This is a genomic window from Microbacterium sp. NPDC056057 (genome assembly GCF_042266945.1).
Classification (GTDB): domain Bacteria; phylum Actinomycetota; class Actinomycetes; order Actinomycetales; family Microbacteriaceae; genus Microbacterium; species Microbacterium trichothecenolyticum_C.
The window spans coordinates 186,449-212,212 of record NZ_JBHJWS010000005.1 but is presented as its reverse complement, the minus strand read 5'-3'; the positions used below and the strand labels follow the sequence as shown (position 1 = coordinate 212,212).

Sequence of the window (25,764 nt, the reverse complement as noted above, 5' to 3'; positions counted from 1 at the left end):
CTGCTACCACCGCCAGGCGCGTGACCCCCTCCGGCCTGGCAGCGCCGCACCCGGACTCCCGGACGGCCAGCGTCGAAGCTCCCACCGATTGGTCCACCGTGTCCGCCGACCCGCACCACCGTTCCGTCGCTCCCGCGTGGCTCGAGCGCCCCGCCGACGCGAACGGGCTCGCCCCGGCCGTCTGGCCGGCGGCCGCGGCGCGTGGTGCCGACGGCGTGCTGGAGCTCGGCGGCATCCCTGCCACCGCCCTGCGTGAGCGGTTCGGCACGCCTCTGTATGTCGTGGACGAGGACGAGGTGCGCCAGGCCGCCCGCCGCACGCTCGACGCCTTCCGCGCGGCTGCGGCGCTGCACGGCGTTCAGGCCCGCGTCTACTACGCCGGCAAGGCGTTCCTCAGCACAGAGGTCGTGCGCTGGGTCACCGAAGAGGGGCTCGCCGTCGACGTGTGCAGCGGCGGAGAACTCGCCGTCGCCCTCGCGGCGGGCGCCGACCCCGCGCGACTGGGCTTCCACGGCAACAACAAGTCGGTGGCCGAGCTCGAGCGGGCCGTCGAGGCCGGCATCGGCTCGATCGTCATCGACAGCCTCATCGAGATCGAGCGTCTCGCGGCGATCGTCGAGCGCCGCGGAGCGACGCAGGCGGTGTTGCTGCGGGTCAACAGCGGCGTGCACGCCGAGACGCACGACTTCCTCGCGACGGCTCACGAAGACCAGAAGTTCGGCTTCACGCTGACGGATGCCCCGGCCGCCGTCGCCCGCATCCGCGAGCTCGCCGGGCTCGAGTTCGTGGGCCTGCACTGCCACATCGGCTCGCAGATCTTCGGCACCGCCGGGTTCGAGGAGTCCGCCGCCCGCCTGGTCGAACTGCACGCCGAGCTCCGCGAAGGCGGCGAGCTGCCGGTCCTGAACCTCGGTGGCGGGTTCGGCATCGCCTACACGTCGGTCGACGACCCCACTCCGATCGAGCAGCTCGCGCTGGGCATCGCGGAGTCGGTCGCGCGGCAGTGCGAGGTGCGCGGCATCCCCATGCCGAACCTGGCGTTCGAGCCGGGCCGCGCCATCGTCGGCCGCGCGGGCGTGACCCTGTACGAAGTGGGCACGACCAAGCCCGTCGCGCTCGAGGGCGGCGACACCCGCCTGTACGTGAGCGTCGACGGCGGCATGAGCGACAACGCCCGGCCGGCCCTGTACGGCGCGCAGTTCTCGGCCCGCATCGCGTCGCGCACCAGCGACGTCGAGCCGGCGCTCTCGCGCGTCGTGGGCAAGCACTGCGAGTCGGGCGACATCGTCGTCGACGCGGAGTACCTGCCCGGCGACGTCTCGCCGGGCGACCTGCTCGCCGTGCCGGCGACCGGCGCGTACTGCTTCTCGCTCTCGAGCAACTACAACTACGTCCCCCGCCCGCCCGTCGTGGCGCTGCGCGGGGGAGAGGCACGCGTCATCGTGCGCGGCGAGACGATCGACGATCTGCTCGCCCGTGACGCCGGCCTCAGCACCGTGCGCGACGGGCGCGAGCTCGCCGGCGCACCGACGGAAGGGAAACAGCGCATGCCTGTACTGAGCGAGCGAAGCGAGACGAAGTGACCGACTACCGCCGCCTCCGCGTCGCACTGCTGGGAGCCGGAGCCGTCGGCTCGCAGGTCGCCGCGCTGCTGCGTCAGCACGCCGACGAGCTCGCCGACCGCGCGGGTGCACGACTGGAGCTGGTGGGCATCGCGGTGCGCGACGTCGACGCCAAGCGAGAGACCGACCTGCCGCGCGAGCTCTTCACGACCGACGCGGACTCGCTCATCGTCGGCTCCGACATCGTCATCGAGCTCATGGGCGGCATCGAGCCGGCGCGCGAGTACCTGCTCCACGCGATCAACTCGGGCGCCGACATCGTGACGGCCAACAAGGCGCTCCTCGCGACGCACGGCCCCGAGATCTTCGACGCCGCCGATCAGGTGGGTGCCGAGGTCTACTACGAGGCGGCCGCCGCCGGTGCGATCCCGATCATCCGTCCGTTGCGCGACTCGCTTGCCGGTGACCGCGTCCAGCGCATCATGGGCATCGTCAACGGCACCACGAACTACATCCTCGATCGGATGGACACCGAGGGCGCCGAGTTCGCCGACGTGCTCGCCGACGCGCAGCGCCTCGGCTACGCCGAGGCCGACCCGACCGCCGACGTCGAAGGCTACGACGCCGCGCAGAAGGCCGCGATCCTCGCCAGCCTCGCCTTCCACACCACTGTGCCGCTCGATGCGGTGCACCGCGAGGGCATCACGGCGATCGACAAGTCGATGATGGATGCCGCGCGCCACGCCGGGTACGTCATCAAGCTGCTCGCCGTGTGCGAGCGCCTGACCGAGGCATCCGGTGAATCCATCTCGGTGCGCGTCTACCCGGCGCTCATCGACCGCGCGCACCCGCTCGCGAGCGTGCACGGCGCCAACAACGCGGTGTTCGTGCAGGCCGAGGCCGCCGGAAACCTCATGTTCTACGGTGCGGGCGCCGGTGGGGTGCAGACCGCATCGGCGGTGCTCGGCGACGTCGTGTCGGCGGCGCGCCGCCACATCGCCGGTGGCGTCGGCGTCGGCGAGTCGACGCTCGCGAACCTGCCGATCGTCCCCGTCGGACGGGTCACGACGCGCTACCAGATCACGCTCGAGGTCGATGACCAGCCGGGCGTGCTGGCCACGGTCGCGGGCATCCTGAGCGAGGGCCGCGTGTCGATCGCGACCGTCGAGCAGACCGTCGTCGAGTCGGCCGAGGGTGAGAGCGGCGTGGCACGACTGGTGATCGGAACACACAAGGCTCTGGAGCAGGACCTGAGCGAGACGGTCGACCGCCTCGCCGCGAGCGGCGTCGTCGAGCGCGTCGTGTCGGTGCTGCGCGTCGAAGGCAATTGAAGACTTTTCTGAAGGAGAACTGACATGGCACACGTTTGGCGCGGAGTCCTCCGCGAGTACGCAGATCGACTGGGCGTCACGGATGCCTCGACCGTGGTCACCCTCGGGGAGGGCGGCACGCCGCTCCTGCCCGCCCCCGCGCTGTCGCGCCGCACCGGCACCGACGTGTGGGTGAAGTTCGAGGGCATGAACCCCACGGGCTCGTTCAAGGACCGCGGCATGACCGTCGCCGTCTCGCGCGCGATCGAGCACGGCGCGAAGGCCGTCATCTGCGCCTCCACCGGCAACACGTCCGCCTCGGCGGCCGCGTACGCCGCCCACGCCGGCATCACCGCCGCGGTGCTCGTGCCCGAGGGCAAGATCGCCATGGGCAAGCTCAGCCAGGCCGTGGCGCACAACGGCCGTCTCATCCAGATCCGCGGCAACTTCGACGACTGCCTCGAGATCGCACGCGAGCTCGCCGACAACTACCCGGTGCACCTCGTCAACTCGGTCAACCCCGACCGCATCGACGGTCAGAAGACCGCCGCGTACGAGGTCGTCGAGCAGCTGGGCGATGCCCCCGACTTCCACTTCATCCCGGTCGGCAACGCAGGCAACTACACCGCGTACACGCGGGGCTACCGCGAAGAGGCCGAGGCCGGCGTCTCGACCCGCGTGCCTCGCATGTTCGGCTTCCAGGCCGCCGGCTCGGCACCGCTCGTCACCGGCGAGGTCGTGAAGAACCCCGAGACGGTGGCCAGCGCCATCCGCATCGGCAACCCGGCGTCGTGGGACCTCGCGCTCGAGGCCCGCGCGGCGACCGACGGGTACTTCGGCGCCATCGACGACGACCGCATCCTCGCGGCGCAGAAGCTCCTCGCGGGCGAGGTCGGCATCTTCGTCGAGCCTGCGTCGGCCATCAGCGTCGCCGGTCTGCTCGACCGCGTCGAGGCCGGCATCGTGCCCCAGGGCGCGCGCGTCGTGCTCACGGTCACCGGCCACGGCCTCAAGGACCCGCACTGGGCGCTGCGCAACGCCGACGGCTCGGAGGTCGAGCCCACCGTGGTCGACGCCACGACGTCGGAGGTGGCATCCGTCCTGGAGCTCGCTCCCGCGGCGGCGACCGCGTGAACGCAGCCGTCGCTCCGGCCCCCGGCCGCCGCGTGGTGGTGCGGGTTCCGGCGACGAGCGCCAACCTCGGACCCGGGTTCGACACCCTCGGCCTCGCGCTGAGCGTGTACGACGAACTCGACGTCACGGCGCTGCCCGAGGGCGAGCTCGAGATCGAGGTCGAGGGAGCCGGTGCGGACGACGTGCCGCGCGACGCCTCGCATCTCGTGGTGCGGGCGATCGCGTACGCGTACGAATCGGTCGGGCGACGGATGCCGGGACTCCGCCTGGTCGCGAAGAACGTGATCCCGCACGGACGCGGCCTCGGCTCGTCCGGCGCGGCGGTCGTCTCGGGACTGCTGGCTGCCAAGGGGCTGCTCGAGGGCGACGTCGAGCTCGGACCCGATGCCCTGCTCCGTCTCGCGACCGAGCTCGAGGGCCACCCCGACAACGTCGCGCCGGCGCTGTTCGGCGGCCTCACCATCGCGTGGGTGGACGAGGACGGCCCGCAGCACAAGAAGCTGCTCGTGCACCGCGGCGTATCGCCGCTCGTCTTCGTGCCGACCTTCACGATGTCGACCGAGCTCGCGCGCAGCCTTCAGCCGATGCATGTGCCGCGAGAGGACGCCGTCTTCAACGTCTCGCGCTCCGCGCTCCTGATCGCGGCGCTCACGCAGAGCCCCGAGCTGCTGCAGGCGGCGACGGAGGACAAGCTGCACCAGAACTACCGCGCGAGCGCCATGCCCGAGACCGACGGTCTTGTGCGGGCGCTGCGCGCGGCAGGCTTCGCGGCGGTCGTGTCGGGGGCGGGACCGAGCGTGCTCGTGCTCGCCGACGGCCCGGGACGACGCCTCGAGGCGGCGGCGCTCGCAGGCGCTGCGACCGACACCCCGTGGGAGGCGCTCATGCTCGCCGTCGACTTCAAGGGTGGTACAGTGAGGGAGTACGCGGAGGGTTCCACGTAATACGTGAATCTGGCCTCCGTCGCAAATCTGCGAAACCACCGCACGGCATTCTGACCTGCCGACGTCCGCTGAGCACCCTCGCGGTCCCTCACCCCGTCGGCGGGTGTTTCGACAGGCGTGACAACTGATCGAGACAGGCAGACGCCACCTGGCAGCGCCGTGCGATCGTGCACAATCGTTCCGTTTTTCACAAGGGAGAACTCGTGGAGTCCATCTCCGAGATCCACGCCGACGTTCCGGCCGACGAGCGCGCGGAAGCGCCCGAGGCCCAGGCCGAGGCCGTGGCTGAGGAAGCCGTCATCGAGGCCGTCGCGGCCGAGGTCGTCGCCGAAGAGGCCGTCGAGGTCGCGGAGGCGGCCGACGCCGTCGCCGACGAGGCCGTCGTCGAGGCGCTCGCCGCCGAAGAGGTCGCCGAGGAGGCGGTCGCCGAGGCGATCATCGCCGACGCCGTCGCCGAGGAGGCTGTCGCCGAGGACGCGGTCGCCGAAGAAGCTGTCGCCGAGGCCGTCATCGCCGAGGTCGTGGCCGAAGAGGTCGTCGCCGAGGTCGTGGCCGCCGTAGCGGCCGCCGAGGCGCCTGCTGCGCCCGCGAAGGCCCCGCGCAAGCGCGCTCCGCGCCGCGCCAAGAGCACCGACGTCGCGCCCGCCGAGCCCGCCGCGGAAGCACCGGCCGAGACGCCGGCCGAGGCACCCGCCGAGGCCGCACCGGCTGAGGCCGCACCGTCTGAGGCCGCACCGGCTCAGGCCGGCGAGCAGGCCGCGGAGGAGGCATCCGCACCCGCTGAGGCGCCCGCCGCCGATGCAGACGCGCCCGCCGAGGGCGCCGAGGCGCCCGCCGAGTCCGCCGAGGGTGGCGAGCAGGCCGCTGAGGGTGAGGGCGCCGAGACGCCGTCCCGCAGCCGGAGCCGCAGCCGCAGCCGCAGCCGCAGCCGCAACGCGCAGAACCAGAACGCGCAGGGCGGCCAGGCCGCGCAGGGCCAGAACGCGCAGGGCGGCCAGAGCCAGAACGCGCAGCCCGTCGCGGAGCCGGCGAAGGCCGACACGCAGGACGACGAGCAGCCGGCCCAGGCCAACGGCCGCGGCCGTCAGCGCAACAAGCGCCGTGGCACGCAGGCCGCTGCGGGCGGTGACGAGTTCGAGACCGAGATCGGCGAGGACGACGTCCTCATCCCGATCGCGGGCATCCTCGATGTGCTCGACAACTACGCGTTCGTCCGCACCTCCGGCTACCTGCCCGGCCCGAGCGACGTCTACGTTTCGCTCGGTCAGGTGAAGAAGTACAACCTGCGCAAGGGCGACGCGGTCGTCGGCTCGATCAAGCAGCCGCGCGAGGGCGAGCAGTCCAGCCGTCAGAAGTACAACGCGCTGGTCAAGGTCGACGCGATCAACGGCCTGTCGGTCGACGACGCCGCCGCCCGTGTCGAGTTCGGCAAGCTGACGCCGCTCTACCCGCAGGAGCGCCTGCGCCTCGAGACCGCGCCCGAGAAGCTGACGCAGCGCATCATCGATCTCGTCGCGCCGATCGGCAAGGGCCAGCGCGGCCTCATCGTCGCGCCCCCGAAGGCGGGCAAGACGATCGTGCTGCAGCAGATCGCCAACGCGATCGCGATCAACAACCCCGAGGTTCACCTCATGGTCGTGCTCGTCGACGAGCGCCCCGAAGAGGTCACCGACATGCAGCGCACGGTGAAGGGCGAGGTCATCGCCTCGACCTTCGACCGCCCCGCCGAGGATCACACCACCGTCGCCGAGCTCGCCATCGAGCGCGCCAAGCGCCTCGTGGAGCTCGGTCGCGACGTCGTCGTGCTGCTCGACTCGATCACCCGCCTCGGCCGCGCCTACAACATCTCGGCGCCGACCTCGGGCCGCGTGCTCACCGGTGGTGTCGACGCGTCGGCGCTGTACCCGCCTAAGCGCTTCTTCGGCGCCGCGCGCAACATCGAGAACGGCGGATCGCTCACGATCCTCGCGACGGCCCTCGTCGAGACCGGCTCCAAGATGGACGACGTGATCTTCGAGGAGTTCAAGGGCACCGGCAACAGCGAGCTGCGCCTGAACCGCCAGCTCGCCGACAAGCGCATCTTCCCGGCGGTCGACGTCAACGCGTCGTCCACGCGCCGCGAAGAGATGCTGCTCTCACCCGACGAGGTCAAGATCACCTGGAAGCTCCGCCGCGCGCTGGCCGGCCTCGAGCCCCAGCAGGCCCTCGAGGTCGTGCTCGGCAAGCTCAAGGAGACGCAGTCGAACGTCGAGTTCCTGGTGCAGATGCAGAAGTCGATCCCGGCGCCCGCCAACGGGCACGGCGGCGGCCGCAGCCACGATCACGACAACAGCATCCGCTGATCCAAAGATGTTCGAGTCCGTCAAGGGACTGATCGACGAGCACCGCGCGGTCCAGGAGGAGCTCTCGGACCCCGCGGTGCACGCCGATGCGGCGCGCGCCAAGCGGGTCAACCGGCGCTACGCCGAGCTGTCGCGCATCGTGAAGGCCCACGAGGACTGGGTGGCGGCATCCGATGATCTGGATGCCGCCCGCGAACTCGCCCGTGAAGACGACGCGTTCGCGGCGGAGGTGCCGGCCCTCGAGGTCGGGCTGGCCGAGGCGCAGGAGCGCCTGCGTCGCCTGCTGATCCCGCGTGACCCCGACGACGCGCGCGACGTGATCATGGAGATCAAGCAGGGCGAGGGCGGCGCCGAGAGCGCGCTGTTCGCCGCCGATCTGCTGCGGATGTACATCCAGTACGCGGCCTCCAAGGGCTGGAAGACCGAGCTCCTCGAACGCAACGAGTCCGACCTCGGCGGCTACAAGGACGTCCAGGTCGCGATCAAGGGCTCCTCCTCCGACCCGGCGCAGGGCGTGTGGGCACACCTCAAGTACGAGGGCGGCGTGCACCGCGTGCAGCGCGTGCCGGCGACCGAGTCGCAGGGGCGGATCCACACCTCGACCACCGGGGTGCTGGTGTTCCCGGAGGTCGACGAGCCCGAAGAGATCCACATCGACCCGAACGACCTGAAGATCGACGTCTTCCGGTCGTCGGGTCCGGGCGGCCAGTCGGTCAACACGACCGACTCCGCGGTGCGCATCACCCACGTCCCCACAGGGATCGTGGTGTCGATGCAGAACGAGAAGTCGCAGCTGCAGAACCGCGAGGCCGGCATGCGCGTGCTGCGGGCACGTCTCCTCGCGAAGCAGCAGGAGGAGCTGGATGCCGCGGCATCCGACGCCCGAAAGTCGCAGATCCGGGGCATGGACCGTTCCGAGCGCATCCGCACATACAACTTCCCCGAGAACCGCATCGCCGACCACCGCACCGGCTACAAGGCCTACAACCTCGACCAGGTGATGGACGGCGCGCTCGAGCCCCTCATCGAGTCGGCGATCACCGCCGACGAGGAGGCCCGTCTCGCGGCCCTCGGCTCCGACGACTGACCGTCTGCGCTGAGGCCGGGCGTTCGCGCCGAGACGTGGGGCGCAGCCCTCGGTCTCGGCGAGATTCCCCGGTCTCGGCATCCGTGGCGCTCGGCGGACTCCGGATGCTGCGCCGCTAGGCTTCGAGCGTGCTCACGCTGCTCATCCGCGCCCTCATCTTCCTGGTGTCGGCGGCGCTCGGCCTCATCGTCGCCGACCTGATCCTGGACGGGTTCTATCTGCACTGGAACGACTGGTGGGGGATCCTCCTCGCCGTCGTGATCTTCGCCGTGCTGCAGAGCATCCTCGCGCCGTGGCTGCTCAAGATCACGCGGCGGCACGCCAACGCGCTGATCGGGGGCATCGGACTGCTCTCGACGTTCGTGGCGCTGCTCATCGCGGTGCTCATCCCCGCGGCGGGCATCGGCATCGACGGCCCGGTCGCCTGGATCATCGGAACGCTCATCGTGTGGCTGGTGACCGCGCTCGCGACGTGGCTGCTGCCGCCGCTGTTCATCAAGAACAAGGTGCAGGACCGCCGCGGCTGACGCCCGAAGATAGGGATTCCTCCCGATCCTGCCCGGCCGCCTCAGCCGCGAGGCTGGTGGGATGATGGGCGGTATGCAGATCGGCCGGGTGCCCCTCGTCGGCCGCCAGGCGGACCTCGACGCGCTGCGCGACGAGGTCGACGCCGTGGGCGCGGAAGGCCGCGCCGTCGTCGTGTCGGGTGACGCCGGGATGGGCAAGACCCGTCTGCTCCGGGACTTCAGCGAGAGCCTCACCGACGTGGTCGTCGTCCGGGGAGCCGCAGTCGACTCGGGTTCGGGCCCGGCGCCGCTGACCGCGATCACCGACCTCCTGCGCGACCTCGTCGACGCGCTGGGCGTGGAGGCGGTGCGCAAGGCAGCCGGTCCCGGCGCGGACGCGCTCGGCGTGCTCGTGCCGGCGCTCGCCGACAGCGCCGGCGACGCCGAGCGGCTCGCCGACGTCGTCGTCGAGCTGTTCTCGCAGCTGGCGCGCACGCACCGGCTGGTCGTCATCATCGAGGACCTCCACTGGGCCGACAGCACGACGAGCGAGATCGCCGCGCGGCTCGTGCGAAGGGCGGCGGTGCTTCCCCTGTTCGTGCTGCTGTCGTACCGCACCGACGACGTGGGGCGCGCTCACCCGCTGCGCCCCGTGCTCGCCGAGCTCGACCGCGCCCGCCTGCTGACGCACCGCCCGCTCGAGCGCCTCAGCCCGGCCGAAGCCGGCGCGCTCGCCACCGCGGTGCACGGGCGATGCGCTGACGCCCGGCGTGCTGAACGACATCGCCGCCCGCAGCGAGGGCATCCCGTTCTACGTCGAAGAACTCGCGAGCTTCACCGGCGCGCGGCTCCCGGTATCGCTGCGGGACGTCCTCCTGTTGAGATACGAGCGATTGGATGCTGAGGCCCGCCGCTTCGCCCGCGTGCTGGCGACCGGCGGGGTCGAGGTGGCGCACCCCGTCCTGCGTGACGTGTTCGACGGGGACGAGGCCGCCCTCGAGGACGCCGTGCGCAGCGCCGTCGACGCGCAGGTCGTCGTGATCCGCGACGACGCGTACGTCTTCCGACACGCGCTCATGCAGGAGGCGGTCTACGCGGAGCTGCTGCCGACCGAGCGGACGCGCCTGCACACCGCGTACGCCGTGGCCCTCGAGAACTCCGCACCCACGGCCCGCGTGCTCGCCGACATCGCCCACCACTGGCGTGCGGCGCGGGTGCCCGATCGCGCACTGGCGGCGGGCGTCGCGGCGCAGCGTGCCGCCAGTGTCGCCTCGGCGTGGTCGACGGCGGCCGAAGCGGGGGAGCGGGTGCTCGAGCTCTGGGACGCGGTTCCCGAGCCGGAGACGGTGTGCGGGATGCCGCGCGCCGAAGTGCTGCGGCGGACCTCCGCGGCGCTCGTGTCGGCGAACCGGAACGACCGGGCCCTCGCGTTCGCGCAGGAGGCCGTCGCCCTGTGGCCCGAGGACGACGTCGTGGGTCGCGCCGAGATGCTCGGAGACCTCGCGACCATCGAGTTCCAGGCCGGCGTGTCGGACGGCATCGACAGTATCGAGCAGGCGCTCGGGATCCTCGGCGACGATCCGCGCCACGGTGTGCAGCGCGCCGGGCTGCTGCTCAGCTCGGCGCGCGTGCACATGCTCAACGGACGGCAGAAACTCGGCGACGAAGTCGCCGCGCAGGCGCGGGCGACGGCACAGGTGGCGGAGTCGGCGGGCGACCTGGCCGCGGCCGAGATCGTGGCGCAGGCGCTGCTCATCTCGGCGACGTGCCGCGCCAGCGTCGGCGACGTGCGCGGTGTCGCACTCTTCGAGGAGGCGCGCGGCTACTCGACCGGCTTCGTCCGCGCGATGATGCGCTACTACATCAACTTCTCGAACACGCTGATGCAGATCGGCCGGTATGACGACGCCGTCGCCGTGGCGAAGGAAGGGCTGGAGTACGGGCGCTCGCACGTCGCCGACCTGGGGCCCCTCGTCATGATCGAGGCCAACGTGATCGAGGCGCACATCTACGCCGGACGCCTTCGTGAGGCCGAGGAGCTGGGGGGACTGCTGCCGCTGGTCGAGCCCGGGCTCTACTCCGCGTTCCTCCGCGAGCGCCTGGTGTGTCTCGCGATCTGGCGGGGGCGCATCGACGGGGCCGAGGCGGCGCTGGAGGCGGCGCGCCTCGAGCTCGACCGGTTCGGCGCCTACGAGTATCAGACGCGGTTCGGCATGGCTTACGACCTCGGCGAGCTCGCTCTCGCCCGCGGCGATGCCCACGGGGCGCTGTCGCACGCACGCCTGGCGTGGGAGACGCCCGCCGGCGGCGTGCTCGCCCTGCCGCTGACCGCGATCGCCGCCCGGGCAGCCGTGATGCTGCGCGAACGCGGAGACGACATCGACATCGAGCCCTACCGTGAGGTTCTGGCGACCTTCGAGGAGTGGCCGGTGACCCCGCTGTGGGCGGCCGTCTTCGCGGCCGAGCTCGGCGAAGGACCGTGGACCGCTGCGATCGACGCGATGGGACCCGCGTACATCCGCGCGTACGCGCGCGTGCGGCACGGCGAGGCGCTGCTGGCGGAGGGCGACCGCGTCGGCGCTCGCGAGGCGCTCGCGGCGGCGGCGTCGTACGCCGAGGAACTCGGCGCCGACGGCCTCGCCGCGCGTGCGAACGCCCTGCTGACGGATGCCGGACTCACGGGCGACGCGTCGCGCTCACTGCTGACCGCCCGCGAGGAGCAGGTGCTCGAGCTGGTCGCCGAAGGGCTCAGCAACGGGCAGATCGCGGAACGGCTCTACATCAGCGTCAAGACGGTCTCCGTGCACGTGTCTGCGATCCTGCGCAAGCTCGAGACGCCGTCGCGCACGGCAGCGGCCGCGATCTACCGCCGCAGCGCCGCGTAGACCCGGCCGGACCCGGCGCTCTTCGAGAAGCCGCGGGGCCGCAGCATCCGTCATCCGAGCCGCGTCAGATGTAGTACTCGGGCGTCGTCAGCAGGGCGCGGGTGTCGTCGCCGACGCGGCGGGCGCGCGGCTTCGCGGGCACGCCGACCAGCACGCTGTCGGCGGGCGCGTCCTTGGTGACGACCGCGTTCGCGCCGACGACGGATCCGGCGCCGATGGTGATCGGGCCGAGGATCTTGGCGCCGGCGCCGACGGCGACGCCGTCCTCGATGGTGGGGTGGCGCTTGCCGCCCTCGCGCTGGCGGCCGCCGAGCGTGACGCCGTGGTAGAGCATGACGTCGTCGCCGACCTCGGCGGTCTCGCCGACCACGACGCCCATGCCGTGGTCGATGAAGAAGCGACGGCCGATCGTGGCACCGGGATGGATCTCGATGCCGGTCAGCCATCGGGTGATCTGCGACCCGGCGCGCGCGACGAAGCGGAAGTCCCGCGTCCACAGGGCGTGCCACACGCGGTGCGCCCAGATCGCGTGCAGACCGGGATACAGCACGGCGATCTCGAGGCCGCCGCGCGCCGCGGGGTCGCGCAGCTTCGCCGCGGCGATGTCCTCACGGGCCCGGGCGAAGAATCCGATGCGTTCGTCGGTCATTTGGTCTGGGCCTCCGGCTCGCGCAGGTGCTCGTACAGAGCGGTCGACAGGTACCGTTCGCCGGAGTCGGGCACGATCACGACGATGCGCTGTCCGGCGGCCTCGGGGCGTGCGGCGATCTGCAGTGCCGCCCACACGGCGGCACCGGCCGACATGCCGGCGAGGATGCCCTCGCGCGTGGCGAGCTCGCGCGCCACCGTGATCGCGTCGTCGAACTCGACGTCGAAGATCTCGTCGACGACCGAGCGGTCGAGCACCTCGGGCACGAAGTTCGGCCCGATGCCCTGGATGCGGTGGCCGCCGGCGCGGCCTTCCGTCAGGACGGGGGAGTCCTTCGGCTCGACGAGGACGATCTTGACGTGAGGGTTCCGCTCCTTGAGCACCTGGCCGACGCCGGTGATCGTGCCGCCCGTGCCCGAACCCGCGACGAACCAGTCCACGCGGCCCTCGGTGTCGCGCCAGATCTCTTCGGCGGTGGTCTTGCGGTGGATCGCGGCGTTCGCCTCGTGCTCGAACTGGCGAGCGAGGATGGCGCCGGGCGTCTCGGCGACGATGCGCTGGGCCGTCTCGACCGCCTCGGTCATGCCCTTGTAGGGGTCGGTGAGCACGAGTTCGGCGCCGAAGGCCTTCAAGAGGGTGCGGCGCTCCTTCGACATCGAAGCGGGCATCGTCAGGATGACGCGGTACCCGCGCGCGGCGCCGATCAGCGCGAGCGAGATGCCGGTGTTGCCGCTGGTGGACTCGACGATCGTGCCGCCCGGGAGCAGCTCTCCTGCGGCCTCGGCGGCCTCGACGAGCGCGTAGCCCAGGCGGTCCTTGACCGAGGAGCCCGGGTTGTAGAACTCGAGCTTCGCGAGCACCTCCGCGCCGAGGCCCTGGGTGAGCGCGTTGAGCCGCACGAGCGGTGTCTCGCCGAAGGCGGTGGTGATGTCGGAATGGATGCCGGGCACGTGGAACTCCCTCGAATCAGCGGTGCGCGAAGACGGCGACGGCGCGCCGGCGCCCGAAACGGGTCGGGGTGCCGGCGCGCCGTCGTGACGACTCAATCTTCGCGCAGATCCTCGAAGAGCGCGGTCGAGAGGTAGCGCTCGCCGGTGTCGGGGGTGACCACGACGATCTTCTTGCCGGCGTTCTCGGGGCGGGCTGCGATCTGGAGGGCGGCCCACACGGCGGCGCCGCTCGAGATTCCGACGAGGATGCCTTCCTGGGCGGCCAGGTCGCGCGAGGTCGAGATGGCGTCCTCGAACTCGACCGTGACGACCTCGTCGAACACGTCGGTGTCGAGGATCGGCGGCACGAAGTTCGGGCCGATGCCCTGGATCTTCGCCGGACCGGGGGTGCCGGTCGACAGCAGGGGCGACGCGGTCGGCTCGACGGCGACGACCTGCACCTCGGGCTTGCGCTCCTTGAGCACCTGGCCGACGCCGGTGATGGTGCCGCCCGTGCCGACGCCGGCGACGAAGATGTCGACTTCGCCGTCGGTGTCGCGCCAGATCTCCTCGGCGGTGGTCTTGCGGTGGATCTGGCGGTTCGCCTCGTTCTCGAACTGCTTCGCGAGGACGGCACCCGGCGTCTCGGCGACGATGCGCTCGGCCTCGGCGACGGCGAGCTTCATGCCGCCCGCGGGGTCGGTGAGCACGAGCTCCGCGCCGAAGCGCTTGAGCAGCTGGCGGCGCTCGACGGACATGGACGAGGGCATGGTCAGGACGACCTTGTAGCCGCGCGCGGCGCCGACCAGGGCGAGCGCGATGCCGGTGTTGCCACTGGTGCCCTCGACGATGGTGCCGCCCGGCTTCAGCGCCCCGGCGGCCTCAGCGGCATCGACGATCGCGATGCCCAGACGGTCCTTGACGCTGGAGCCCGGGTTGTAGAACTCGAGCTTGGCGAGCACCTCGGCGCCGGAGCCGTTGGTCACGCGGTTGAGGCGGACCAGCGGGGTGTTGCCGAAAGCAGCGGTGATGTCGGAGTGGATGCCGGGCATGTCGGGCCTTTCACGGGGTTCACGGCGGATCGTGCCCAGCCTAGGGTGAGCCTTTCGCTGTGAGTCCTTCTGTGACGAAGGCCTGGCAGCGCCCCGGTACCCTGCCCGCCGTCGTGCCGGGCCTAAAGTGGATGCGGTCATGGCTTCTCCCGACGAATCCCCCCTGCTCTCCGATGCCCTCCGCCGCGCGGCCGCGCGTCTGGCCGAGGTCGGCGTCACCGATCCGTCCGTCGACACCGAGCTGCTCGCCGCCTTCGTGCTCGGCTCCGGGCGCGGGGGAGTGCAGGCGGCCGCCATCCGCGGCGATCGCCTCATCGCCGCCGACGCCTCCCGCCTCGACGAGCTGGTCGACCGCCGCGCCACCCGCGAACCGCTGCAGCACATCATCGGGACGGCGCCCTTCCGTCACCTGGAGCTGCGGGTCGGCCCCGGCGTGTTCGTGCCGCGACCGGAGACCGAGGTGGTCGCGCAGCTGGCGATCGACGCGCTGCGGGCCGCAGCATCCGAGTCTCCCATCGCGGTGGATCTCGGGACCGGCAGTGGCGCGATCGCCCTCGCCATGGCGACCGAGGTGCCGCACGCGCGCGTCTACGCCGCCGAGAACTCCGTCGACGCCTTCGTGTGGACGAAGGAGAACTTCGCGCACGTCGGCGCCGACAACGCGACGCTCGCCTTCATCGACCTCGCCCACGCCTTCCCGGAGCTCGACGGCACGGTCTCGGTGGTGGCATCCAATCCTCCGTATGTTCCGGATGCTGCGATCCCGCGCGATCCGGAGGTCCGCTTCTTCGACCCGCCCGCGGCGCTGTACGGGGGAGAGGACGGCCTCGACGTCGTCCGCGTGCTGAGCGGGGTGGGCCTGCGCCTCGCGCACCCCGGCGGACTGATCGTGATCGAGCACGGCGAGTGGCAGGGCGAGGCGATCCGCGGAATCCTCGAGGCCGACGGCTGGCGTGCCGCCGCGACCCACCCCGACCTCACGATGCGCGACCGCGCGACCACCGCGCTGCGCCCCTGATCGCCGTCCCGGTCTCGGAGTGTTCGTCCGGGGCCGCGCAACTAGACTGACGGGCGATATGTCCCCCATCTACGACTGCCGTGACGAGGCGCAGCTGCTCACCGGCATGCGCCAGGCGCGCCAGGCCATCGGCCGCGGCGAGCTCGTCGTCATCCCCACCGACACCGTCTACGGCGTCGCCGCCGATGCCTTCGACCACGCCGCCGTCGCGCGCCTGCTCGCGGCCAAGGGGCGCGGACGCCAGTCGCCGCCGCCCGTTCTCGTCGCAGGACTCACGACGCTGCGCGCGCTCGTCGCCGAGGTGCCTGAGCCGATCGAGCGCCTCGTCGAGGCGTACTGGCCGGGTGGCCTCACCATCGTGCTGCCGTCGCAGCCGTCGCTGTCGTGGGACCTCGGTGAGACCCGCGGCACCGTCGCCGTGCGCATGCCGGCGCACCGCATCGCCCTCGAGCTCCTCGAAGAGACCGGTCCGCTCGCGGTCTCGAGTGCCAACCTCACCGGCATGGCGGCCGGCATCAGCGCCGAGGACGCGGAAGGGATGCTGAAGGACAGCGTCGCCGTCTACCTCGGCGACGGGCCGTCCAAGACCGGCATCCCGTCGACGATCATCGACGCGACGAGCCTCGTCGTCGGCGACGAGCCGCAGGTGCGCGTGCTGCGCGAGGGCGCGGTCAGCCGCGAGCAGCTGCGCGACGTGCTCGGCGACCTCCTCGAGCCCGACCCGGGCTCCGAGCCCGAAGCCGACACCGACGCCGCGGTCAGAGATGCGCAGGCCGACGAGGCTGCGACGCCCGAGGCGCCGGAACCCGACCGCTCGTGAAGCAGTACGTCTTCACGATCCTCCTCACGGCGGCCGTCACCTTCGTCCTGTCGTGGGCGGTGTGGCGACTCAGCCTCAAGTACAAGCTGTATCCGGGCATCCGCGAACGAGACGTCCACAAGACCCCCACGCCGCGTCTCGGCGGCATCGCCATGTTCATCGGCGTGCTGGCGGCGTTCGCGGTGTCGTCGCAGCATCCCTACTTCTCCATCGTCTGGGCGCAGCCCCAGCAGATGTACGCGCTGCTCGGCGCGACCGCGCTCATCGTGGTCGTCGGCGTCCTCGACGACCTGTGGGATCTCGACTGGATGATCAAGCTCGGCGCGCAGTTCCTCGCGGCCGGTGTCATCGCGTGGTTCGGGCAGCTTCAGATCTACACGCTGCCGCTGGGCGGCATGACGATCTTCTCGAGCTGGGCGAGCTTCACCCTCACGGTGTTCTCGATCGTCGTCGTCATGAACGCGGTCAACTTCATCGACGGTCTCGACGGCCTCGTCGCCGGGGTGTGCCTGATCGCGAACGCGGTCTTCTTCGCGTACTCCTACATGGTGTTCCGCGACATCGGCTCGAGCACCTACTTCACGCTGTCCTCGCTCATCGCCGCCGTGCTCATCGGCGCGTGCATCGGGTTCCTCCCTCTCAACTGGAGCCCCGCGCGCCTGTTCATGGGCGACGCCGGCGCGCTGATGCTGGGACTCTTGATGGCGTGCTCGGCGATCTCGATCACCGGCAACTTCGACCCCGCGATGATCGCCGACAACGACGCGTTCGGCCGTTCGCAGCTCCTCGGTGCGTTCATCCCGATCCTCTTGCCGGTCGTCGTGGTGCTGCTCCCGCTGCTCGACTTCGGCCTCGCCGTCGTGCGGCGCATGAGCCGAGGGAAGTCACCGTTCTCGCCCGACCGCAAGCACCTGCACCACCGCATGCTCGACATGGGCCACACCGACCGCGACGCCGTGCTCATCTTCTACGCGTGGACGGCGCTGGTGAGCCTGTCGGTACTGCTGATGTACATCGGCACGACCCTGCAGTGGCCGGGGGACTATCTCATCGGCGTGCTGTACGGCGTCGTGGGCATCGCCGCGTGCCTCGTCGTCACCTTCCTTCCATCGCGCCGTCGTCCCGCACACGCGGGGGCGTCCGTCGATCCCGAACCCCGACCGCAGCCCGATCCCGCGCCCGCACAGGAGGACGCCCGATGAGCACCAGCCCGAACCCCCGAACCCCGATCTCCAGCACCCCGATCCTGCGCACCGTCCTGGTGTGGTCAGGCTCGGTCACCGCGATCCTCGCCGTCATCGGCGCGATCGTCGGCTTCCTCGTCGCGGGCACCACGGGCCTCTGGAGCGCCCTGGCCGGCGTCCTGGTCGCCGCGGTGTTCCTCGGCATCACCGGGGCGAGCATCCTCATCGCGAACCGCTGGTTCGGCGACCCGCTCTACGTGCCGATCTTCTTCGGCATCGTGATGGGCGGATGGATCCTCAAGTTCGTCGTGTTCATCGTGATCCTCCTCGTCCTGCGCGGTCAGCCCTGGATCGAGCCTCAGGTGTTCTTCGTCGCGGCGGTCGTGAGCGTGCTCGCCTCGCTGGCGGTCGACGTCGTCGTGATGGTGCGCATGCGGGTGCCGCACGTGAGTGACGTGACGCTTCCGACCGACCCCGACGAGGGGGACAAGCGCGACGAGGAGTCCGGTGCATCCTGATCCGCCGCTGGGCGGATTCAGCGACCTCACAAGTTTGATAGGCTGAACGAGCGCCCGCCCACTCGCTTAGCGAGTACTTGCGGAGTGACGCTCACCGACCATCGTCGCAACGGTTCTTGACCGGTGCCCCGAAGCTGGAGCCAGCGCTGTCTATTCATGCTGCGACCCTGATCGCCCCCTTTGCCACGGATGAACCGCCCGTCTTCCACGGGCCCTCGATCGATGAGTTCTTCCCCGAGGTTCTCTTCAATCTGGCCGGTGTTCCGATCACCCGGATCCACCTCATCCAGTTCCTCGCCACGATCGCCGTCGTCGTGATCTTCTGGCTCGGCACGCGCCGCATGCGTGTCGTGCCGGGGCGCTTCCAGAGCCTCGTCGAGATGGGACTGGACTTCGTCCGCGTCAACATCGGCGAAGACCTGCTCGGCAAGAAGGACGCCCAGCGCTTCCTGCCGATCCTCACGACGCTCTTCTTCATGATCCTGTTCATGAACATCACGGGCATCATCCCGTTCCTGAACATCGCCGGCACGAGCATCATCGCGGTGCCGCTGACGCTCGCGGTCGTGAGCTACGTCACGTTCATCTACGCCGGCATCAAGAAGAGCCCGAAGAACTTCTTCAAGAACTCGCTCTTCCCGTCGGGCGTGCCGTGGCCGATCTACATCATCGTCACGCCGATCGAGCTCATCTCGACGTTCATCATCCGGCCGGTCACGCTGACCCTCCGACTCCTCATGAACATGATGGTCGGCCACCTGCTGCTGGTGCTGTTCTTCGCGGCCACGCAGTTCTTCATCTTCGACATGGGCGGCTGGTGGTCGATCCTCGGCGCCGGCAGCCTCGCGTTCGGCTTCGTCTTCACCCTGTTCGAAATCCTGGTGGCAGTCCTCCAGGCCTACGTCTTCGCCCTTCTCACCGCGGTCTACATCCAGCTCGCGGTCGCCGAAGAGCACTGAAAGCGGGACGGCTGGCAAGCCGCCCACAACTGAAAGGAAACACCCCCGTGGACGCAACTACGGTTCTCGCCGAGGTCTCCGGTTCCATCGCCACCGTCGGTTACGGCCTCGCCGCGATCGGCCCGGCCATCGGCGTGGGCATCGTCGTCGGCAAGACGATCGAGGGCGTCGCCCGTCAGCCCGAGCTGGCCGGCCGCCTGCAGGTGCTCATGTGGATCGGTATCGCCTTCACCGAGGCGCTCGCCTTCATCGGCATCGCGACCGGCTTCATCTTCGGCTTCTGACCGCGAACACCCAGTCGTAAGGAGACAGGATGCTGCACGCTCTTGTCACGTACGCCGCGGAAGAGGGTGCGGAGGCGCACAACCCCCTCCTCCCCGCGTGGTACGACATCATCTGGTCGTCGGTGTGCTTCATCGTCATCCTCATCATCTTCTGGAAGGTCGCCCTTCCCCGGATGAAGAAGCTGCTCGACGAGCGTTCCGCCGCGATCGAAGGCAACATCGCCAAGGCCGATGAGGCCCAGCGCAAGGCCGAGGCCGCCCTCGAGGAGTACACGGCGCAGCTCGCCGATGCTCGCAAGGAGGCCGGTGAGATCCGCGACGCCGCCCGCGAGGACGGCAAGAAGATCGTCGCCGAGGCCAAGGAGACCGCGTCGGCGGAGGCTTCGCGCCTGACCACGACCGCGCACGCGCAGATCGAGGCGGAGCGCCAGACGGCACTCGTGTCGCTGCGCAGCGAGGTGGGCACGCTCGCCCTCGACCTCGCCGGCGGCGTGATCGGCGAGACGCTGTCCGACGACAAGAAGGCTCAGGCCGTCGTCGACCGCTTCCTCGCGGAGCTCGAAGAGTCCGAAGGGGCCAAGGCGTAATGGGCAGCGCGACCACTCAGGCCCTGGCGGCGACGACGGCGGCGCTGCGCGCCGCGTCGGGCGTCGACCTCGACGTGGCCGGCGAGCTGTTCGCCGTCGCGCGCGCCGTGGGCGACTCGTCGCAGCTGAGCGGCGCGCTCGCCGACTCCGCCGCGCCGGCCGAGGCCCGCCGCAAGGTCGTCGCCGACGTGTTCGGCAAGGCCGTGAAGCCCACGACGGCGTCGCTGCTGACGACCGCCGTCGCCCAGCGGTGGTCCTCGTCCGACGATCTCGTCGACGGAATCGAGGAGCTCGCCGTGCGCGCTGTCGCCGTCGCCGACGCGAACGCCGACGTCGAGGCCGAGCTCTTCGCGTTCACGCGGACCGTCGCAGACAATCCCGAGCTCGAGCTCGCGCTGGGGAGCCGGCTGGGCGACTCCGCCGCGAAGGGCACGCTCGTCGAGAAGCTGCTCCAGGGCCGCGCGAGCGCGGGGGCGACGCTGATCGCGTCCGCTCTCGTCCGTCAGCCCCGCGAGCGACGCGTGCGTCAGCTGCTCGCGCGTGCGACCCGGCTCGTCGCCGACCAGCGCAACCGCGCGGTCGCGACCGTCGTGGCGGCGGCACCGTTGAGCGCCGCGCAGAGCGAGCGTCTCACCTCCGCCCTCACCAAGCGCTACGGCACGCCCGTCTCGCTGAACACCATCGTCGACCCGACCGTGGTCGGTGGCCTGCGCGTGCAGATCGCCGACGACGTGATCGACGCGAGCGTGTCGGCGCGTCTGGCCGATCTCCGTCAGCGGCTCGCCGGCTGACACAGACTTCCCGCGCAAGCGGAGATTTCGGGGCCGAGGCCCCTTGAACGAAGGAAAACAATGGCAGATCTCTCTATCAGCCCCGATGTCATCCGTGACGCGCTGAAGGACTTCGTCGCCGCCTACGAGCCCAGCGGGGCTGCGGCCACCGAGGTCGGCACGGTCGTCGACGCCGCGGACGGCATCGCGCACGTCGAGGGCCTTCCCGGTGTCATGGCGAACGAGCTCGTGACGTTCGCGGACGGCACGCAAGGCCTCGCGCTGAACCTGGACGAGCACGAGATCGGCGTGGTCGTCCTCGGCGACTTCTCCGGCGTCGAGGCCGGCGAGCAGGTCACCCGCACCGGCGAGGTGCTCTCGGTGGCCGTCGGCGACGGCTACCTCGGCCGCGTCGTCGACCCGCTCGGCAACCCGATCGACGGCCTCGGCGAGATCGCCACCGTCGGCCGCCGTGCGCTCGAACTGCAGGCGCCGGGCGTCATGCAGCGCAAGTCGGTGCACGAGCCGCTGCAGACCGGCATCAAGGCCATCGACGCGATGATCCCGGTCGGCCGCGGCCAGCGCCAGCTCATCATCGGCGACCGCCAGACCGGCAAGACCGCGATCGCGATCGACACGATCATCAACCAGCGCTCCAACTGGGAGTCGGGCGATGTCAACAAGCAGGTGCGCTGCATCTACGTCGCGATCGGCCAGAAGGGCTCCACGATCGCGGCCGTGAAGGGCGCCCTCGAGGACGCCGGCGCGCTGGAGTACACGACGATCGTCGCCGCTCCCGCCTCCGACCCCGCCGGCTTCAAGTACCTCGCGCCGTACACCGGCTCGGCCATCGGCCAGCACTGGATGTACGAGGGCAAGCACGTCCTCATCATCTTCGATGACCTGTCGAAGCAGGCGGAGGCCTACCGCGCCGTGTCGCTGCTCCTCCGCCGCCCGCCGGGCCGTGAGGCCTACCCGGGTGACGTCTTCTACCTGCACTCGCGTCTGCTCGAGCGCTGCGCGAAGCTGTCCGACGAGCTCGGCGCCGGCTCGATGACGGGCCTCCCGATCATCGAGACCAAGGCCAACGACGTCTCGGCGTACATCCCGACCAACGTGATCTCGATCACCGACGGCCAGATCTTCCTGCAGTCCGACCTGTTCAACGCCAACCAGCGCCCCGCGGTCGACGTCGGCATCTCGGTCTCGCGAGTCGGCGGTGACGCACAGGTCAAGTCGATCAAGAAGGTCTCCGGCACGCTCAAGCTCGAGCTCGCCCAGTACCGCTCGCTCGAGGCGTTCGCCATGTTCGCCTCGGACCTGGACGCCGCATCGCGCCGCCAGCTCGCCCGTGGCGCGCGTCTGACCGAACTGCTCAAGCAGCCGCAGTACTCGCCGTACCCGGTCGAGGAGCAGGTCGTCTCGGTCTGGGCCGGCACCAACGGCAAGCTCGACACGATCGAGGTCGAGGACGTGCTCTCGTTCGAGCGCGAGCTTCTCGACTACCTGCGTCGCAACACCACGATCCTCGACACGCTGCGCGACACGAACGTCCTCGACGACGACACCGTCGCGGAGCTGACGAAGAAGACCGACGAGTTCATCCTCGAGTTCCAGGCCGGCAAGGGCCAGTCGATCACGAAGCCGGGCCACGAAGAGGTCGCGGCGGCTCAGGCCGACGACGTGAACCAGGAGAAGATCGTCAAGGGCCGCCGCTAAGGCGGGCCTGGGCTAGCAGACATGGGCGCACAACTCCGGGTCTACAAGCAGAAGATCTCTTCTGCTCAGACGACCAAGAAGATCACGAAGGCGATGGAACTCATCGCGGCTTCGCGCATCCAGAAGGCGATGGCGCGTGTGCGCGCGTCGTCGCCCTTCGCGCGGGCCGTCAGCAGTGCCGTCTCCGCCGTGGCGACGCACTCCAACGTCGACCACCCGCTGACCGTCGAACGTGAGACGATCCGCCGCTCCGCGGTCGTGATCTTCTCGTCCGACCGCGGCCTCGCGGGCGCGTTCAACTCGCAGATCCTCCGTGAGGGCCTCGAGCTCGCGCAGCTGCTGCGCGAGGAGGGCCGGGAGCCGGTGTTCTACCTCGTCGGGCGCAAGGCCGTCGGGTACTTCCAGTTCCGGCGCATGGAGGCGGCCGCCGAGTGGACGGGTGACACCGACACGCCGCACTTCACCACCGCAGAGGAGATCGCGGCGACCCTGCTCGACGCGTACGACCGGGGCGGCGAGGAGAACGGCGTCGACGAGATCCATCTCGTCTACAACCGCTTCGTCAGCATGATGACGCAGACGCCCGAGACGGTGCGCCTGCTTCCTCTCGAGGTCGTCGAGGCCGAGGAATCCTCCTCGGCCGCGGTGTACCCGCTGTACGAGTTCGAGCCGGACGCCGAGACCGTGCTCGACGCGCTCCTGCCGGTGTACATCCAGAGCCGCGTCTTCAACGCCCTCCTGCAGTCGTCGGCAGCGAAGCACGCCGCGACGCAGAAGGCGATGAAGTCCGCCAGCGACAACGCCGACAAGCTCATCACCGACTACACGCGCCTGCGCAACAACGCGCGCCAGGCCGAGATCACGCAGCAGATCGCCGAGATCGTCGGCGGCGCCGACGCCCTCTCGTCCGGCAAGTGACTGCGCATCCAGACCACACGAAAGAGAAGAAGCCATGAGCCTCACCGCTGACAAGACCGAGACCGCGGTCGTCGGGCGCGTCGCGCGCGTCACCGGCCCCGTCGTCGACATCGAGTTCCCGCACGACGCGATCCCCGACATCTACAACGCGCTCAAGACGACGATCACGATCGGCGACGAGTCGACCGAGATCACGCTCGAGGTAGCCCAGCACCTCGGCGACGACCTCGTCCGCGCCATCTCGCTGAAGCCGACCGACGGCATGGTCCGCGGCCAGGAGGTGCGCAACACCGGCGGCCCCATCACGGTCCCCGTCGGCGACGTCACCAAGGGCAAGGTGTTCAACGTCACGGGCGATGTGCTGAACGCCGCCCCGGGCGAGACCATCGAGATCACCGAGCGCTGGGGCATCCACCGCCAGGCGCCCTCGTTCGACCAGCTCGAGTCGAAGACCGAGATGTTCGAGACCGGCATCAAGAGCATCGACCTGCTCACCCCGTACGTGCAGGGTGGGAAGATCGGCCTCTTCGGCGGCGCCGGCGTCGGCAAGACGGTCCTCATCCAGGAGATGATCCAGCGCGTCGCGCAGGACCACGGTGGTGTGTCGGTGTTCGCCGGTGTCGGCGAGCGCACGCGTGAGGGCAACGACCTCATCGGCGAGATGGAGGAGGCGGGCGTCTTCGACAAGACCGCCCTCGTCTTCGGCCAGATGGACGAGCCGCCGGGGACGCGTCTGCGCGTGGCCCTCTCGGCCCTGACGATGGCGGAGTACTTCCGTGACGTGCAGAAGCAGGACGTGCTGCTCTTCATCGACAACATCTTCCGCTTCACGCAGGCCGGTTCCGAGGTCTCGACGCTGCTCGGCCGCATGCCCTCCGCGGTGGGTTACCAGCCGAACCTCGCCGACGAGATGGGCGTCCTCCAGGAGCGCATCACCTCGACGCGCGGTCACTCGATCACGTCGCTCCAGGCGATCTACGTCCCCGCCGACGACTACACCGACCCGGCTCCGGCGACCACGTTCGCGCACCTCGACGCGACCACCGAGCTCTCGCGTGAGATCGCGTCGAAGGGTCTCTACCCGGCCATCGACCCGCTGACGTCGACGAGCCGCATCCTCGACCCGCGCTACATCGGTGAGGACCACTACCGCGTGGCCACCGCCGTGAAGCAGATCCTGCAGAAGAACAAGGAACTGCAGGAGATCATCGCGATCCTCGGTGTCGACGAGCTCTCGGAAGAGGACAAGATCGTCGTCGCGCGTGCGCGCCGCATCCAGCAGTTCCTCTCGCAGAACACCTACATGGCGAAGAAGTTCACCGGTGTCGAGGGTTCGACGGTCCCGATCAAGGAGACCATCGAGTCGTTCGACGCGATCGTCAAGGGCGAGTTCGACCACGTGGCCGAGCAGGCCTTCTTCAACGTCGGCGGCATCTCCGACGTCGAAGAGCAGTGGGCGCGTATCCAGAAGGAGAACGGCTGATCATGCCGCTCAAAGTGAGCCTCGTCTCCGCGGACGCGGAGGTCTGGTCGGGGGAGGCATCGCTCGTCGTCGCCAAGACCGTCGAGGGCGAGATCGGCTTCATGACCGGTCACGAGCCGGTGCTCGCGATCCTCGCCGAGGGTCAGGTGCGCATCACCCAGACCTCCGGCACGAAGATCATCGCCAACGCGCAGGACGGGTTCCTGTCGATGGAAGGCGACGACCTCACGATCGTGGCCGGAAACGCCGCACTGATCTCCTGATCGCCCATCATTCGCACTCGGCCGGTCCCCTCGGGGATCGGCCGAGTCGTTTCATCCGGCGACGTCGCCCGAGCCCCGCCACGGAGAGCCATGCTGATCCTGCTGCCGCCGTCCGAGACCAAGAGGTCCGGGGGCGAGGGCGCGCCGCTGGACGTCACGCGCCTGGCCCTGCCGCAGCTCGCGCCGCAGCGCGAGGCGCTCGTCGCCGCGCTCATCGCGCTCTCCGGCGACGAGGAGCACGCGGCACGCGTCCTCAAGCTCGGCCCGAAGCAGCGCGGCGAGGTCGCGGTCAACGCCGCGCTGCGCGACGCGCCCACGATGGCAGCGATCGATCGATACACGGGTGTCCTCTTCGACGCGCTGGATGCAGCATCCGTCTCCGCCGCCGGACGGCGCTGGCTGGGAGCCCATGTCCTCGTGCACTCGGCCCCGTTCGGGCCGGTGGGCGCGCTGGATCCGATCCCGGCGTATCGTCTCGGCGCCGCCACGTCGCTTCCCGGCGTGCCGCCGCTCCGGCGACTCTGGGCTGCCGACGCGACCGCCGCCCTCGCCGCGCTCACCCCGCGGTTCGTGCTCGACCTCCGCTCCGAGGCCTACGTCGGCCTCGGCCCCGTACCGGCCGGCGTCGCCTCCCGATACGTGCGTGTCGTGAGCGAGGGCGCCGACGGCGCCGTGCGTGCCCTCAACCACTTCAACAAGCACGCGAAGGGCGCGCTCGTCCGCCGGCTCGCCGAGGACCGCCCGCGAATCGGGTCTGCCGCGGCCTTCCTGACATGGGCGGATGCCGCGGGCCTCCGCGTACGCGAGACCGACGCCGGCGAACTCGAGCTCTTCGCCTGAG

At 70.3% G+C, this 25,764-nt stretch carries 25 protein-coding genes; 22 read left to right on the top strand and 3 right to left on the bottom strand.

The features are described 5' to 3' along the window. Window positions 1–98: 98 nt before the first annotated feature. From lysA to ACFC1K_RS19620, 9 genes are all read left to right on the top strand, one after another. Window positions 99–1,583, top strand: coding sequence for a diaminopimelate decarboxylase (lysA, locus tag ACFC1K_RS19660; protein WP_375872894.1), 1,485 nt, complete (start codon window positions 99–101; stop codon window positions 1,581–1,583). Continuing rightward, window positions 1,580–2,893 (top strand): homoserine dehydrogenase, encoded by a 1,314-nt coding sequence (locus tag ACFC1K_RS19655; RefSeq protein WP_375872893.1) that lies wholly within the window; start codon window positions 1,580–1,582, stop codon window positions 2,891–2,893. The genes lysA and ACFC1K_RS19655 overlap by 4 nt, the downstream gene beginning before the upstream one ends. Window positions 2,894–2,917: 24 nt before the next feature. After that, entirely contained in the window at window positions 2,918–4,006 is a 1,089-nt protein-coding gene (thrC, locus tag ACFC1K_RS19650; RefSeq protein ID WP_310289618.1) for a threonine synthase, read from the top strand. Beyond that, window positions 4,003–4,950: a homoserine kinase gene (gene thrB / locus ACFC1K_RS19645; RefSeq protein WP_310289620.1), complete on the top strand. Its 948-nt coding sequence runs from the start codon at window positions 4,003–4,005 to the stop codon at window positions 4,948–4,950. Before thrC ends, thrB begins: the two co-directional genes overlap by 4 nt. Before the next feature lie 203 nt (window positions 4,951–5,153). After that, window positions 5,154–7,292, top strand: a complete 2,139-nt coding sequence (gene rho / locus ACFC1K_RS19640) for a transcription termination factor Rho (RefSeq protein ID WP_375872892.1) — start codon at window positions 5,154–5,156, stop codon at window positions 7,290–7,292. Window positions 7,293–7,299: 7 nt separating this feature from the next. Then, window positions 7,300–8,379 (top strand): peptide chain release factor 1, encoded by a 1,080-nt coding sequence (gene prfA / locus ACFC1K_RS19635; RefSeq protein ID WP_375872891.1) that lies wholly within the window; start codon window positions 7,300–7,302, stop codon window positions 8,377–8,379. A 128-nt stretch (window positions 8,380–8,507) separates the two neighbouring features. Further along, window positions 8,508–8,906 carry a phage holin family protein gene (locus ACFC1K_RS19630; protein ID WP_310289626.1) on the top strand — a complete coding sequence of 133 codons (399 nt, stop codon included), beginning with the start codon at window positions 8,508–8,510 and terminating at the stop codon, window positions 8,904–8,906. A gap of 73 nt (window positions 8,907–8,979) precedes the next feature. Next, the gene (locus ACFC1K_RS19625) at window positions 8,980–9,789 is read left to right on the top strand and encodes an AAA family ATPase (protein WP_375872890.1); all 810 of its coding nucleotides are present in this window, start codon (window positions 8,980–8,982) and stop codon (window positions 9,787–9,789) included. Window positions 9,790–9,961: 172 nt separating this feature from the next. Continuing rightward, window positions 9,962–11,770: a response regulator transcription factor gene (locus tag ACFC1K_RS19620; RefSeq protein WP_375872909.1), complete on the top strand. Its 1,809-nt coding sequence runs from the start codon at window positions 9,962–9,964 to the stop codon at window positions 11,768–11,770. Window positions 11,771–11,834: 64 nt separating this feature from the next. On the opposite strand, the gene epsC is transcribed toward ACFC1K_RS19620, so the two are convergent. The 3 genes from epsC to cysK (ACFC1K_RS19605) form a co-directional block, all read right to left on the bottom strand. Continuing rightward, window positions 11,835–12,419, bottom strand: a complete 585-nt coding sequence (gene epsC, locus ACFC1K_RS19615) for a serine O-acetyltransferase EpsC (protein ID WP_310289630.1) — start codon at window positions 12,417–12,419, stop codon at window positions 11,835–11,837. Next, window positions 12,416–13,369 (bottom strand): cysteine synthase A, encoded by a 954-nt coding sequence (gene cysK / locus ACFC1K_RS19610; RefSeq protein ID WP_375872889.1) that lies wholly within the window; start codon window positions 13,367–13,369, stop codon window positions 12,416–12,418. Before cysK (ACFC1K_RS19610) ends, epsC begins: the two co-directional genes overlap by 4 nt. Window positions 13,370–13,461: 92 nt before the next feature. Beyond that, window positions 13,462–14,400: a cysteine synthase A gene (gene cysK / locus ACFC1K_RS19605; RefSeq protein ID WP_375872888.1), complete on the bottom strand. Its 939-nt coding sequence runs from the start codon at window positions 14,398–14,400 to the stop codon at window positions 13,462–13,464. 139 nt (window positions 14,401–14,539) lie between these two features. On the opposite strand from cysK (ACFC1K_RS19605), the gene prmC reads away from it, so the two are divergent. The 13 genes from prmC to ACFC1K_RS19540 all read left to right on the top strand — a co-directional run bounded on the left by prmC (window position 14,540) and on the right by ACFC1K_RS19540 (window position 25,763). Further along, window positions 14,540–15,418, top strand: a complete 879-nt coding sequence (prmC, locus tag ACFC1K_RS19600) for a peptide chain release factor N(5)-glutamine methyltransferase (protein WP_375872887.1) — start codon at window positions 14,540–14,542, stop codon at window positions 15,416–15,418. Window positions 15,419–15,476: 58 nt separating this feature from the next. Further along, entirely contained in the window at window positions 15,477–16,238 is a 762-nt protein-coding gene (locus ACFC1K_RS19595) for an L-threonylcarbamoyladenylate synthase (RefSeq protein ID WP_375872886.1), read from the top strand. Further along, entirely contained in the window at window positions 16,235–17,440 is a 1,206-nt protein-coding gene (locus tag ACFC1K_RS19590) for an MraY family glycosyltransferase (protein ID WP_375872885.1), read from the top strand. Before ACFC1K_RS19595 ends, ACFC1K_RS19590 begins: the two co-directional genes overlap by 4 nt. Continuing rightward, complete coding sequence (locus ACFC1K_RS19585; RefSeq protein WP_310289641.1) at window positions 17,437–17,940, top strand: hypothetical protein; 504 nt, start codon at window positions 17,437–17,439, stop codon at window positions 17,938–17,940. The genes ACFC1K_RS19590 and ACFC1K_RS19585 overlap by 4 nt, the downstream gene beginning before the upstream one ends. 167 nt (window positions 17,941–18,107) lie before the next feature. Next, the gene (gene atpB / locus ACFC1K_RS19580) at window positions 18,108–18,899 is read left to right on the top strand and encodes a F0F1 ATP synthase subunit A (RefSeq protein ID WP_235560275.1); all 792 of its coding nucleotides are present in this window, start codon (window positions 18,108–18,110) and stop codon (window positions 18,897–18,899) included. A gap of 47 nt (window positions 18,900–18,946) precedes the next feature. Next, on the top strand, window positions 18,947–19,183 hold the full coding sequence (gene atpE, locus ACFC1K_RS19575; RefSeq protein ID WP_159845304.1) for an ATP synthase F0 subunit C: 237 nt from the start codon (window positions 18,947–18,949) through the stop codon (window positions 19,181–19,183). A 29-nt stretch (window positions 19,184–19,212) separates the two neighbouring features. Then, entirely contained in the window at window positions 19,213–19,770 is a 558-nt protein-coding gene (locus tag ACFC1K_RS19570; protein ID WP_375872884.1) for a F0F1 ATP synthase subunit B, read from the top strand. Then, on the top strand, window positions 19,770–20,561 hold the full coding sequence (locus ACFC1K_RS19565; protein ID WP_375872883.1) for a F0F1 ATP synthase subunit delta: 792 nt from the start codon (window positions 19,770–19,772) through the stop codon (window positions 20,559–20,561). Before ACFC1K_RS19570 ends, ACFC1K_RS19565 begins: the two co-directional genes overlap by 1 nt. 60 nt (window positions 20,562–20,621) lie before the next feature. Then, window positions 20,622–22,259: a F0F1 ATP synthase subunit alpha gene (atpA, locus tag ACFC1K_RS19560; protein ID WP_310289648.1), complete on the top strand. Its 1,638-nt coding sequence runs from the start codon at window positions 20,622–20,624 to the stop codon at window positions 22,257–22,259. A 21-nt stretch (window positions 22,260–22,280) separates the two neighbouring features. After that, complete coding sequence (locus ACFC1K_RS19555; RefSeq protein ID WP_375872882.1) at window positions 22,281–23,177, top strand: F0F1 ATP synthase subunit gamma; 897 nt, start codon at window positions 22,281–22,283, stop codon at window positions 23,175–23,177. Between the two features lie 34 nt (window positions 23,178–23,211). Further along, a complete protein-coding gene (gene atpD / locus ACFC1K_RS19550) occupies window positions 23,212–24,660 on the top strand; it encodes a F0F1 ATP synthase subunit beta (protein WP_310289652.1) in 1,449 nt (482 codons plus the stop codon). Window positions 24,661–24,662: 2 nt separating this feature from the next. Continuing rightward, window positions 24,663–24,923: a F0F1 ATP synthase subunit epsilon gene (locus tag ACFC1K_RS19545; protein WP_194397897.1), complete on the top strand. Its 261-nt coding sequence runs from the start codon at window positions 24,663–24,665 to the stop codon at window positions 24,921–24,923. A gap of 90 nt (window positions 24,924–25,013) precedes the next feature. After that, entirely contained in the window at window positions 25,014–25,763 is a 750-nt protein-coding gene (locus ACFC1K_RS19540) for a YaaA family protein (protein ID WP_375872881.1), read from the top strand. The last annotated feature ends 1 nt before the right edge of the window (window position 25,764 follow it).